Here is a 12,444-nt window from a genome sequence, read left to right on the forward strand (position 1 = left end):
AAGGAGTCACCCCATGTTTGCCGGATTCCTCAAAGACCAGCGTCATGTCAACGGTGTGGACATTGCCTATCGCATTGGCGGGAGCGGGCCGGGCCTGCTGTTGCTGCACGGGCACCCTCAGACCCATGTCATTTGGCACAAGGTCGCCGAACAACTGGCCGAGCATTTCACCGTGATCGCCGCCGACTTGCGCGGTTATGGTGATAGCGGTAAGCCTCTAGCCAACGACGACTACACCAATTACTCCAAACGCGAAATGGCCAAGGACTGTGTCGAGCTGATGAATTCCTTGGGCTTCGAACGCTTCGCTCTGCTGGCCCACGACCGTGGCGCCCGCGTTGCCCATCGCCTGGCGTTGGATCATCCCGCTGCGGTGCAACGCATGGTGCTGCTGGACATCGCGCCAACCTTGTCGATGTACGCCCAAACCAACGAAGCATTTGCCCGTGCGTACTGGCACTGGTTTTTCCTGATCCGCCCGGCACCATTGCCGGAAACCCTGATCGAAGCCAATCCGGAAGCCTACCTGCGCAGCGTGATGGGCAGTCGTAGTGCGGGGCTCAAACCGTTTACTCCCGAAGCTTTCGGCGAATACCTGCGTTGCCTGAAACTTCCGGGCGCCGCCCGGGGTATCTGTGAGGACTACCGCGCCAGCGCCAGCATAGATCTTGAGCATGACCGTGCCGACATCGAAGCCGGTCGTCACCTGAGTCTTCCATTGCTGGTTTTATGGGGCGCCGAAGGCACGGTCGGCCGTTGCTTCGAACCGCTCAAGGAATGGCAACAGGTCGCCACAGATGTTCTTGGCAAGGCGTTGCCCGCCGGCCATTACCTTGCTGAAGAAGTCCCAGAGGTATTGCTCGCCGAGGCCATGGCTTTCCTGCGTTGACACCCGCCGTTCACTGATATGAACCAGCCTTGCGCCGCAGGACATCATTGGCCTGCGCGCAATAGTCATGCCCGAAATTCGTCTGGAGATAATTACAATGACAATCAGAAAACTGCTGGGAACGCTCTATGTGCAGGTCGTCATAGCAATCGCCATGGGCATCGTGGTCGGCCACTACTGGCCCCAGATTGGCGTCGACTTGAAGCCATTGGGTGACGGATTCATCAAGCTGATCAAGATGATTATCGGCCCGATCATCTTCTGCACGGTGGTCTCGGGAATCACGAGTATGCGCGACGTGAAGCAAGTCGGGCGGGTGGGCGGCAAGGCATTGCTGTATTTCGAAATCGTTTCGAGCATTGCTCTGGTCATTGGGTTGATGGCGGCCCATCTGTTGCACCCGGGGGCGGGCTTCAACATCGACGTCAGGACCCTCGACTCTACGGCGATTGCCGGTTTTGTCGGCCAGGCGGAGCACGGCGAAGGCATTACCGGTTTTTTGCTGCACGTGATTCCAACGACGTTTTTTGATGCTTTCTCCAAGGGTGAGATTCTGCCCGTGCTGTTCGTTTCGGTGCTGTTCGGCATAGCGCTGGTGATGGTCGGTGAAAAGGGCCGCCCACTGGTAAGCGTGATCAACCAGGCCAGCGACGTATTCTTCCGCATTGTTGGCATCATCAGCCGCGTGGCACCTGTCGGAGCGTTTGGCGCGATTGCATTTACCATCGGAAAGTACGGCCTCGGCTCATTGCTGCCGCTGCTGAAACTGATCGGTACCTTCTATCTCACGGCATTCATTTTCATTACTTGCGTACTCGGCAGCATTGCCCACTATGCCGGCTTCAATATTTTCAAACTGTTGGCGTACATCAAGGCCGAACTGCTCATTGTGCTTGGCACCAGCTCTTCAGAATCGGCGCTGCCGCAACTGATTCAAAAACTTGAAAGCCTTGGTGCCTCCAAAGGTGTAGTGGGGATCGTTGTTCCGACCGGCTACACCTTCAACCTGGACGGGACCAATATCTACATGACCCTGGCTGTGTTGTTCCTGGCTCAGGCGACCAACATCGATTTGAGTCTTGAGCAACAGCTGACTTTGCTGGCGGTGGCCATGCTCACTTCCAAGGGGGCGGGCGCAGTGGTCGGTGCGGGTTTCGTCGCGCTGGCCGCGAGCCTGGCGGTAGTGCCTACGGTGCCTGTGGCGGCGATGGTGTTGATCCTCGGGGTGGACCGTTTCATGGCGGAATGCCGATCCCTGACCAATATCATCGGGAATGCCGTCGCAGCCCTTGTAGTGGCGGCCTGGGAGGGTGAACTGGACCGCAGCAAGATGGCACCGATCGCCCTCAAGCGCGGCCGTCATTCACGGGCAGCCGCAACGGCTGCCAGGCTTTCCCCCGAATAGGCCGCCCCCGGCATTCCGGTGGCTCATGCCGCCAGAACTACGCCGCTTCGAATCGCAATAACTGTCTTGGTGCTGTTCCTGCTCAAGATATGACCTGGCCACTAATGAATCTCACCAAACTTCCGATTATTCACGCACCGTGCACAACGCCTTCACCTTATCGCTATTGATACTGAATCTGCGGCGAAAATAAGCTGTTGACATAGCGCACCCGTATTCTTGCCTAGACCGAAAAAGAGCCCATTCAATGAATAGCCCCAGAACGCTCTACCAGAAACACATCGACAGCCACACTGTTTGTGTTCTCGATGATCAGGGCCATGTCCTTTTATACATTGACCGCCAAGTCGCTAATGAATACACAAGTCCACAGGCCTTTAGCGGTATGCGTGAAGCAGGCCGCCAGGTCTGGCGCCCGAGCGCGACTCTGGCGGTGGTAGACCACGTTAACCCGACTGCTCCAATGCGCATTGCCACAATGCCGGACGCCGGCGGCGCACAACAGGTCTCTTACTTCGAAGAAAACTGCCGAGACTTCGGAATTGAACTGTTCGATGTTCTCGATAAACGTCAAGGCATAGAGCACGTCGTTGCGCCTGAGCAAGGCTTCATACTGCCGGGCATGATCGTCGCAGCCGGCGACAGTCATACCACGACCTATGGTGCATTGGGCGCGTTTGGTTTCGGCATCGGCACCTCCGAAATAGAACACTTGCTGGCATCACAGACGCTGGTCTACAAACGCTTGAAGACCATGCGTGTAACGGTGAACGGTTTACTCGCAACCGGCGTCACCTCCAAGGACATCATCATGGCGCTGATCGAAAAGATCGGAGCTTCGGGCGCCACAGGTTACGCAATTGAGTTTGCGGGGCCGACGATCAATGACCTCAGCGTTGAAGCCAGGATGACCATCTGCAACATGGCTGTAGAAGCTGGTGCGAGAGGCGCCTTCATGGCACCGGACGAAAAAGTCTTTGCCTACCTGCAATCCAGGCCCCGCGCACCTCAAGGCGAGATGTGGGAGCAGGCAGTCGCGAAATGGAGAGGACTGCACAGCGACGAAGGAGCTCTCTTTGATCGTGAAGTCACTCTCGATGTTGGTGCGCTGGAACCCATGGTCACCTGGGGTACGAGCCCTGATCAGGCGGCGCCGGTTGGAAGTCGTGTACCAGATCCCGCCAGTCAGACAGACCTCATATTGCGTCAGGGCATGCAGCGAGCCTTGGACTACATGGGCCTGGTACCCGGAATGCCGCTCAGCGACGTGATAATTAGCCATGCGTTCATTGGTTCCTGCACCAATGCCAGGATTGAAGACTTGCGTGATGTTGCACGAGTGGTGCGCGGTAAACGAGTCGCTGCCCATGTGCGAGCAATGATCGTCCCGGGATCGACCTTGGTGCGTAGCCAGGCGGAAGAGGAGGGGCTCGCGCAGATTTTCCTGGATGCGGGTTTTGAGTGGCGGCAATCAGGCTGCTCGATGTGCCTGGCCATGAATGATGACGTGCTCGCACCCGGTGACCGGTGTGCATCCAGTACCAATCGCAATTTTGAAGGCCGTCAGGGCGCCGGTGCGCGCACCCATCTGATGAGCCCCGCGATGGTCGCTGCGGCGGCGATTACCGGGCATTTGACTGACGTTCGATCTTTCGCTCTGGAGGCGTGAACATGCAACCTTTCACCACGGTAATCGGCAGTGCGGCACCGTTTTTGGCTGCCAACATCGACACCGACGTCATCATGCCCAAGCAGTTCCTCAAGGGGATCGATCGCAAGGGGCTGGACCAAGGCCTGTTCTTCGATCTGCGATTTCTTGAGTCCGGCGAACCCAATCCAGCTTTCATTCTCAATCAGCCCGCCTGGAACGATGCCGCTTTTCTGGTGGTCGGGCCAAACTTCGGTTGTGGATCAAGCCGCGAGCATGCCGTCTGGGGCTTGAAACAAGTCGGTATCAGAGCACTCATTGGCACTAGCTTTGCCGGTATTTTTTATGACAACTGCCAGCGAAATGGCGTGCTGGCCATCCAGGTGTCCGAAGCGCAACTGAAACAAATTGCAGGCGTTATCAGCAACGCAGCAACAGCGAAGATCAACGTGAGTCTGCCAGAGCAAACGATCGAATTAGCTGACGGTGCAGTTATTCACTTTGAGATTGATCAATTGCGTAAGCAGTCGCTGTTACTCGGCCTGGATGCCATTGGCACCACGCTTCGGCGTACCGAACAGATTCGCAGCTTTGAAACCCGGTATCTGTCGGAGAATCCCTGGTTGTGAACCAGATGGAAACAGTGTCGACGGTAGATCGCATGCTGAGATCTACCGCCAGGGCATCACTCAACCGATAGATGGCGAAAATACTCTTCGAGAAACTCGACACAAACCCTCAATTTTGCCGACTCGCTAAGTCTGGTGGGGTACACAGCCCATACGTTCGCGCTTTGAGTGTATCCGTGAAGTACTTGCACCAGTCGTCCTTGTTCCAGCATCGGTTTAACGTCCCACATCGATCGCAACAAGATCCCTCCACCGCTCAATGCCCACTCCAGAACAATCTCACCGTTGTTGGAGGACAAAGGGCCGCTTACGCGCACCGACTCTTCGTGTCCGTCCTTTGTCAGGTTCCAAACGCCGAATGCGTTATTTCGCTCTTTCAGTACCAAGCAATCATGGGCGGCCAGGTCATCTAATGAGTGAGGCATGCCGCGCCGCTCCAGATACTCCGTAGTTGCACAGAGCACTCGTCGATTACTCACAAGTTTTCGGCCCAGGTGCTGACCCGGCAGGTCATCCCCGACACGTATCTCAAGGTCAAACCCCTCGCCGACGATATCGACTACACGGTCAAACACGTCCAGACGGATATCGAGTTTCGGGTAGGTCTGCGATAGTTTGCAGATCGCTGGTGCTACGTGGTTACGTCCAAAACCGAAGCTGCTGCAAATATGCAGCGACCCTGTAGGTTGATGCCGCGCTGCGGAGATTTCGCCAAGAAATTCCTGGAGGTCTCCCAGCAGTTTTTCTGCCCATTGCCGGGCTCGTTCGCCGTCGTCGGTCAGCGCAATACGTCTTGTTGTGCGGTGCAGCAGCTTTGTGGCTAGAGTCGCCTCAAGTACGGAAATGCGTTTGCTTATGTAGGCAGGTGAATAACCCAACTCTTCGGCGGCATTCGCGAAGCCGTTTTTTCGGATAACAGTCAGGAAGACCTTTAAATCTTCCGGCAACGGAAACTGCTCACGATTCGTGTTCATACGCCGAATAAAGCCGCCATTTACCTATAGTCCGGGAATAATAACAGCGATTCGGGTTATCAGCCTTCTATGGGGCCAGTGCAAGTTCGCAGTATGCGAGTTGTCCGGTGAGGCTCATCGGCCTTTACTCCTGTTGTGCCAGCGCCTCAATCAATTCTTGGGTGGTGACGATTGAATGAGCGAAAGTCGGCCCGTTCAACTCATGGGCGGCGTGCATCATTTCCGCGCGGAAAGCGGCGGTCGCATCGCGCACCAGCGTGACGTGGTAGCCCAATTCCGAGGCGTAGCGGGCGGTCGCTTCGATGCAGGTGTTGGCGAGCAGGCCGACGATGATGACGTGGGTGATGCCTTTCTGCTTCAGGCGAAAATCAAGGTCGGTATTGGCAAAGCCGCTGGCGCCCCAATGTTCCTGCACGACAATGTCGCCGTCCTTCGGCGCGAAATCGGGATGCCATTCGCCGCCCCATTCACCGCGTGCGAAGTGGTGCATGTGCATGATTTTGCACTGGGTCGGTGTTGGATGATCCCAGCCTTTGTAGTCGCCATGTTCCCAGCGGTGGTGCGGCACGATGATTACCGGAATGTTCTGCGCTCGTACGGCGCGATCGAGGGCTCGCAGGTTGTCGAGCAGCCCGACCTGTTCGGCAATCGGCTTGATCAAGGGGAAGACCTTGCCGTTTTCCGAGAGGAAATCGTTGTACGGGTCGACCAGCAGGTAAGCGGTGCGATTGAGCGGATAAGGGGCGTTCGACATGACGATGTACTCCACGCAAGTTGAGTGAGCGGTGCGCTGGGCTCGCCCGTGCGCCCATGCTGGTAAATCTTTCTGTCAGGCCGGGGCGGACTCTCGTGCCACTTGCCTGAGGATTTGTTCGTATTCCTTGACGGATAGCGATCCGGACACCAACTGGCGACCGTTCAGCACCATGGCCGGGACCGAGTTAATCCCGCGTTCAAGGTAAAAACGTTCAAGTTCACGAACCTCGATAGCGAACGCCTCGCTAGTCAAAATCTCTTGGGCGCGGGAGGTTGAAAGTCCCGCTTCACCGGCCAGGCGCACCAGTGTTTCGTGGTCGCTGGGGTTCTCGCCATTGGTGAAATAAGCCTTGAGCAGGATTATCTTCAGCGCGACCTGGCGACCTTCCTGCGCGGCCCAGAGCAGAAGGCGATGGGCATCGAAGGTATTGTAGAAATGGCTGCGCTTTTCCAGGTCGAACTGAAAACCGATGGCTTTGCCGCGCGCGACGATCATTTCATTGCGCGAGGCGACTTCTTCGGCGCTGCGCCCGTATTTGCGCATCATGTGCTTGATGGCGTGCTCGCCCTCGGCCGGCATGTCCGGGTTCAGTTCGAAGGGCTTGAAGGTCAGCTCCACGGCAACCTCGCCGGCAACATTGGCGATGGCTTGTTCCAGCGCTGTGGCGCCGAGTGCGCACCAGGGGCACACAACATCCGATACAAAGTCGATACTGACGGGAAAAGTCATTTCTTCGACTCCGTCAGTTGTTGGCGGTACTCGGTGGTGGTAATTCCCGCATAGCCCCAGTTATCGGTGTCGACCTCTTCAATAACGATGTGGGTAAGGTGCGGGTCCTTGTTGAGGACGGTTTGCATGGTTTTGGTGATCTCGGCGATGACTTGAGATTTCTGTTCTTTGGTAACGCCGTCGCGAGTGATACGAACGCTGATGAAAGGCATGGGATAAGTCTCCTGTTGGCGCCCCATCGACATGATGAGGGGAGCAGTGGGATGGACTTTAGAGTGTTGCGTTCAGCGGATAAATCGGGGGTGGAGCACATCACTTATAACGCTGTGTAATCAATCCGCTTTCAGCGTGGGCGCTTTGCAGAAGGTAAATCGCCCTCCCTGGCTGCGGGCGCGGGGAGGGCGGATGCTACGGCGGGAGGAATCAGTTCTGCGCTTTGCTCATGCGGGTAAATAGCTCGGTGGGTACTTTCTTGCCATTGGAAATGTACTGGTTGGTTCTGAACTTGTAGACCTCACCTTCCGAAAGAAAACCATCGTGGTTGGTGTCCATCGCTTTGAATTCTTCACCGCCCTGAGGCGCTACAGCCAGCAGTTCTTTAAGAGAGACGAGGCCATCATGGTCGGTGTCTGTGCGAGCGAAAGAGTCGTCGCCACACTTGCCTTCGCCGCACTTGCCTTCGGCAGTAGCGGACTTGTCGCTGGCTTCGCTAGCGCCGCATTTGCCCTCGCCACATTTGCCTTCGCCGGCTTTATCCGCCGATGCCAATTGATAGCCTTGAGGCAATTGCTCAACCGCAAAAGCCGCAGACGATGCCAGGCTCATGCCACCGGCCAAAGCGATAGCGGCCAGGCCGAGACTGGTTTTGTTCGAGAAAGGTGTACGGTACATAGTGCTTCTCCAGATGCTTTGCGCGGCCAGGCCGCGGTTCATGCCACAGGGGCGGATCGGCCCTCAAAGAAGCTCCGGGCGAAGGGCGCAAGCGTCTTTCACTTCGACAGAGCGATCTTGTTCGGGCAGGGCTATTTAGCGGGAGTCATGTATCGGCGATGTATCAGGCAAGAGGAGCATTTGTAAGCCAATCCCAAGACTTCGCGTTTGGGTACATAGAGATACAAAAACCGACCTCAGCCTTTGCTCGTCAGTCAGGACAACAGCGTTAAAACGGGTGTCGCTGCTACGCCGACGGCAGCTTGCGCATGCAGCTGGCGCAGCAGCACCAGTGCGTCAGCGACGAAGCCGGTCACGTCTGAAGCACCAGCCTCCGCAGCCAACGCGTGCAACTGCGCTCGACCAGCCATGTCAGGGAACTGCTCGATCCGCTGCAACAAACGGAACGCGAGAGGGCTGACCTGGGAGAACTGCACTTGGCCACTCGGCACACGGCTGATCAGCAGCAACGTCGGTTGTTCTGGCGGTTCAGAAGGCAGATGACCTGGCCCGAGACGATGTACCGCCCAGGTGTAAGCCAGCGGCCAGACGAGTGGGGAAAGCCTGAGGGGACGGTCGAGTAAATGCGCCGCATCACTGGCCTGTAACGGCGCAGCGTCCAACTGTTGCAGCGCCATTTCCACCCACTCGTAATGGGCCAATTCAGGCAAGAACGGGTACCAGGGATGTTCATGATCAGGCGAGTCCCTCAGGCTCGCTACAAAGTCTACAAACTCACGAGCAATTTCTCCGAAGCGTGGTGTCTGCGCGCGGTAGTCACGCAAAAAACGCCGTACGAGCGCACGCCAACCGGCGTTACCCAGCACGGCAACCAGCACCGGAAACGTTCCGCCCAGCAACCCCAATAGATTGTTCAACACCAGGTTGAGATAGACCTGCGCTCTTGCGGGATTCATCTGCGCAGGCGGCGCATAACTGTCCGGGTCACGCAGGTACCGGGTCAGCGCGAGCTGCTGACTGTGCAAACTTGAAGGGGAGTCAGCCATCGACAGTCACCCGCACCAGAGCATTGGCGTCGCGTTGCAAGCGCCGAATGGTATTCAACTCAGCCACCAGTTCGTCGTAGGACGGAAAGTTGAAATCGCGCTCCAGCAGCGTTGGTTTCACACCGAATAGACCATAAGCCTGGCCCAGCAATGACCAGACTACCGGTTTGACCGACGCACCATGGGTGTCGATGATCAGGTCCTCGGCTTCGTCGTAATGGCCAGCCACATGCATGGCGACTACGCGTTCTGGTTCCAAACCGGCGAGGAAAACCGCTGGATCGAAGCGGTGGTTCACTGAGTTGACGTACACATTGTTAACGTCGAGCAACAGGTCGCAATCGGCCTCGCGGAGCACTGCATTGGTGAACGTAAGTTCGTCCATGTCCTGATGAGCAGCGGCGTAGTAAGAGACGTTCTCTACAGCAAGACGACGACCGAGAATGTCCTGTGCACGACGGATGCGCGCAGCAACGTGATGAACGGCCTCCTCAGTGAATGGCAACGGCAGCAGGTCGTATAAATGGCCATCGTCACTGCAGTAACTCAGGTGTTCGCTATAGAACGGCACGTTGAAGCGATCGAGAAAACCGCGGACTTGCTCAAGAAAAGACTCGTCCAGCGGCGCACTGCCACCCAGCGAAAGTGACAAGCCATGACATGACAGCGGGTAGCGTTCAGCCAGCGACTGCAGTGCCTCACCATGCGCTCCGCCGATGCCGATCCAGTTCTCTGGAGCAACCTCCAGAAAATCGAAATCACCGACTGGAGCGTCACGGAGCGTGTTGAGCAGCGCACGGCGCAACCCCAGCCCAACGGTCGTCTCAAGGGGGAGCTGTGGAACTAAATGCGTTGGTGATGAAGTGTTCGTTTGCATGAGCTCAATACTCCGATTCGACGTCTGAAACGCCCGATCCACGCCACCTCCACGGTCACCTTTGGCAGCCGGGCGGGCGTGAATCGGGCGATTGAAACCCGCCACGGTTCTGCTCATACGAGGTTGATCACCACGTTGATGTTGTTCCGCGTCGCTTTGGAGTACGGGCATGTCTGGTGTGCGGTGTTGATCAGGTCTTGAGCAACGTTGCGATCCAGCCCGGGAAGGTAGACGTTAAGGCGAGCCTGGAGGAAATACGCACCATCGGTTGTGCCTAGATCCACTTCGGCGTCGACGGCAAGGTCAACCGGGAGGGTGACTTTCAGCTTGCTCGCCGCAAGCCCCATCGCGCCGATGAAACAGGCCGACCAACCTGCGGCGAACAATTGCTCTGGGTTGGTACCGGCGCCAGAGGTGCCAGGCGATGACAGCTTTATATCCAGTCGGCCGTCGTCACTGAGGGCGGTGCCATTTCGTCCACCCGAGGAGGTATGGACTTTGCCGGTGTACAGCACTTTATCAATATGGGTCATGGTGAAACTCCTGGTTAACTAGCGGGGTTTGAAAGCGATAACCTTGTGACGCGATAACACTCAGCGTGCATTCAAACGCTTGAGATACCGACCGATGAATGCATCCAGGCTCAGCTTGCCGGCGCCTGTGAATACCAGTGGCAGAAGTGCGACGAGATAGATCAACGGCAGCTTGAAATTGCCGTAGCCTTTGTTGCTGATGGAGTACCCCATAGCCAGTTCGCTCAACGTCGACCACTCTGCTGGCCAGTGAACCGCGGCAGTTGCCACGACGGTGACCACGATGAGGATCAGTGCCGAGAGGCGTGTTCCCAGGCCTACAAGCAAAGCAATGGAACAGAGCAGTTCTGCCCACATGGATAACTGCCAATTGAACGTAGCCGGCAGCTGATTGAAGGGAAAAGGAAAGGTACCTTGAATGCTGGGGAACCAGTTCTCACCGTTCCACTTTTCCCATCCAGCTTCAAAAAATTCCCAGGCCAGAAACGCGCGCAGGCTTAAAGGGGCGACCCAGTCCCCGGCGCGATCGAGATTAAGTTGCAGCCGATTCAAGACCGATGAGGCGTTTGTTTGCATTGGTTTAATCCTCCGACTTGTCGTCAAGAAAGTGGAAGCCGTTCAGGTGCTCCCACTGACAGGTGTCAGGCACAGGAGCACTGCGCTGGCCGTGAGCGCAGTTCATCGTGCTGGTGTATCTCGCTTGTGTCTGGGCGGGCGGGAAGATCAACGTTGTGTAACGTGTTTGCGTCCGTACACACTTGGATACAGAGCAATACCTGTCGAAGGCGCTATTTTGGAGTCGGGATATACGATCGGCTGCGTTCTGCCGGTGACTGGCGGGAGGATTTCGCAGAGCGAATGTACGTCGCAGATGAGGGGAGGGCGAGGGCGTGGAAAGTCCTGTTGAAGGGGGGGCACCCTAGGTGCCCCCCTGGTCTGTCTGCAACCGTCTAAGGTATCAAGCGCATCTCTCGCAGTTTGTCGAACACGTCAAAAAACGCCTGATCACTCGCTTGGTAGGCAGTGAAGCCCATCAGGCGGCTTTTCGACATATCCGTGACCACTTCGATGGGGCGGCCAAGGTCGGCATCGGTATGCCATGGGGAAATCAGACGTCCAATATCGGACTCTTTCAAACCGTGCTCGGCGACTATTTGCGTCCATACGGCCTGATCGTCCGCCATCTGCTTCTCTAGAGGCGAGGGTGACGCAGGATAGTCAGCAGCAGGCAGGTCGAAGTATTCGGCAATTCGGCTCCACATCCATTTCCACCGGAATACATCGCCATTGGTGATATTGAATGCCTGATTCGCCGCAGCCGGCGTGGTGGCTGCCCACAGTTGTTGCTTCGCCAACTGCCGCGCATCGGTCATGTCGGTGAGGCTGTCCCATTGCACTTTTGATCCTGGAAACACGAAAGGGCGATTGGTGTGTTTGCAAATCGAGGCATAGACGGCGAGGGTGGTTGCCATGTTCATCGCGTTGCCCACGGCCACCCCAGTGACGGTATGCGGACGATGAACGCTCCACGTGAAGCCATCCTTTTCAGCCGCGGCGAAGAGTTCGTCTTCCTGAGCGTAATAGAAATTCTCGACATCGAGACGACCCTGTTCTTCGCGAAACGGTGTCTGCGGCAGGCTGCCTTTTCCATAGGCTTCGAAAGGGCCGAGGTAGTGTTTCAGGCCGGTAACCAGTGCTACGTGTTTGACGCTTTTGGCTGGGCGAATGGCGGCGAGGACGTTGCGCACCATGGCCGCATTGACGCGAATGTTCTCGGCTTCCGTGGCTTGCCGCGACCATGTGGTAATGAACACATGCGTGGGTTTCACATCCCTCAGCGCCTGTTCCAGAGAAGCCGGATCCTGAAGGTCTGCCGCGACGGGGATCACGCCTTGCGCTTGCGACGGATGCCTCGACAGCGCGGCGACTTGCCACTGGTTGTCGATGAGTAACTGGGTGATGGCGCTGCCGACAATGCCGCTGGCGCCCACGACTAGAGCTGTCTGGGTCATAGGTTTCTCCTGGATTTGAGTTTGGGAGTCCGTCCGAGCAACAGAGGTTCAACC

General features: G+C 56.8%; 14 protein-coding genes. 4 read left to right on the forward strand and 10 right to left on the reverse strand.

The features are described from left to right. Nucleotides 1-13 precede the first annotated feature (13 nt). The 4 genes from ACZ0AZ_RS22745 (at nt 14) to leuD (ending at nt 4,571) form a co-directional block, all read left to right on the forward strand. Nucleotides 14-889, forward strand: coding sequence for an alpha/beta fold hydrolase (locus tag ACZ0AZ_RS22745; RefSeq protein ID WP_463538193.1), 876 nt, complete (start codon nt 14-16; stop codon nt 887-889). A 97-nt stretch (nt 890-986) separates the two neighbouring features. Beyond that, the gene (locus ACZ0AZ_RS22750) at nt 987-2,294 is read left to right on the forward strand and encodes a dicarboxylate/amino acid:cation symporter (protein WP_463538804.1); all 1,308 of its coding nucleotides are present in this window, start codon (nt 987-989) and stop codon (nt 2,292-2,294) included. Nucleotides 2,295-2,541: 247 nt separating this feature from the next. Further along, complete coding sequence (gene leuC, locus ACZ0AZ_RS22755) at nt 2,542-3,963, forward strand: 3-isopropylmalate dehydratase large subunit (RefSeq protein ID WP_463538194.1); 1,422 nt, start codon at nt 2,542-2,544, stop codon at nt 3,961-3,963. Between the two features lie 2 nt (nt 3,964-3,965). Beyond that, entirely contained in the window at nt 3,966-4,571 is a 606-nt protein-coding gene (leuD, locus tag ACZ0AZ_RS22760; protein ID WP_129999309.1) for a 3-isopropylmalate dehydratase small subunit, read from the forward strand. A gap of 56 nt (nt 4,572-4,627) precedes the next feature. On the opposite strand, the gene ACZ0AZ_RS22765 is transcribed toward leuD, so the two are convergent. The 10 genes from ACZ0AZ_RS22765 to ACZ0AZ_RS22810 all read right to left on the reverse strand — a co-directional run bounded on the left by ACZ0AZ_RS22765 (nt 4,628) and on the right by ACZ0AZ_RS22810 (nt 12,390). Next, complete coding sequence (locus ACZ0AZ_RS22765) at nt 4,628-5,545, reverse strand: LysR substrate-binding domain-containing protein (protein WP_039762873.1); 918 nt, start codon at nt 5,543-5,545, stop codon at nt 4,628-4,630. A 124-nt stretch (nt 5,546-5,669) separates the two neighbouring features. Then, nucleotides 5,670-6,299, reverse strand: a complete 630-nt coding sequence (locus ACZ0AZ_RS22770; protein WP_463538195.1) for a cysteine hydrolase family protein — start codon at nt 6,297-6,299, stop codon at nt 5,670-5,672. A 75-nt stretch (nt 6,300-6,374) separates the two neighbouring features. Continuing rightward, nucleotides 6,375-7,031 carry a DsbA family oxidoreductase gene (locus ACZ0AZ_RS22775; protein WP_463538196.1) on the reverse strand — a complete coding sequence of 219 codons (657 nt, stop codon included), beginning with the start codon at nt 7,029-7,031 and terminating at the stop codon, nt 6,375-6,377. Then, nucleotides 7,028-7,243, reverse strand: coding sequence for a tautomerase family protein (locus tag ACZ0AZ_RS22780; RefSeq protein WP_016774741.1), 216 nt, complete (start codon nt 7,241-7,243; stop codon nt 7,028-7,030). Before ACZ0AZ_RS22780 ends, ACZ0AZ_RS22775 begins: the two co-directional genes overlap by 4 nt. 211 nt (nt 7,244-7,454) lie before the next feature. Continuing rightward, nucleotides 7,455-7,922 (reverse strand): HvfA family oxazolone/thioamide-modified RiPP metallophore, encoded by a 468-nt coding sequence (locus ACZ0AZ_RS22785; protein WP_129999311.1) that lies wholly within the window; start codon nt 7,920-7,922, stop codon nt 7,455-7,457. A 254-nt stretch (nt 7,923-8,176) separates the two neighbouring features. Beyond that, the gene (locus tag ACZ0AZ_RS22790; RefSeq protein WP_463538197.1) at nt 8,177-8,968 is read right to left on the reverse strand and encodes an HvfC family RiPP maturation protein; all 792 of its coding nucleotides are present in this window, start codon (nt 8,966-8,968) and stop codon (nt 8,177-8,179) included. Continuing rightward, entirely contained in the window at nt 8,961-9,845 is an 885-nt protein-coding gene (locus ACZ0AZ_RS22795; protein WP_463538198.1) for an HvfB family MNIO-type RiPP peptide maturase, read from the reverse strand. The genes ACZ0AZ_RS22790 and ACZ0AZ_RS22795 overlap by 8 nt, the downstream gene beginning before the upstream one ends. Before the next feature lie 113 nt (nt 9,846-9,958). Continuing rightward, on the reverse strand, nt 9,959-10,378 hold the full coding sequence (locus ACZ0AZ_RS22800; protein ID WP_415762459.1) for an organic hydroperoxide resistance protein: 420 nt from the start codon (nt 10,376-10,378) through the stop codon (nt 9,959-9,961). 60 nt (nt 10,379-10,438) lie between these two features. Beyond that, nucleotides 10,439-10,954: an HvfX family Cu-binding RiPP maturation protein gene (locus tag ACZ0AZ_RS22805; protein ID WP_463538199.1), complete on the reverse strand. Its 516-nt coding sequence runs from the start codon at nt 10,952-10,954 to the stop codon at nt 10,439-10,441. Nucleotides 10,955-11,328: 374 nt separating this feature from the next. Continuing rightward, nucleotides 11,329-12,390: an SDR family oxidoreductase gene (locus ACZ0AZ_RS22810; protein WP_039762885.1), complete on the reverse strand. Its 1,062-nt coding sequence runs from the start codon at nt 12,388-12,390 to the stop codon at nt 11,329-11,331. Nucleotides 12,391-12,444 lie beyond the last annotated feature (54 nt).

The sequence above is a fragment of the Pseudomonas sp. AC239 genome (assembly GCF_979258545.1).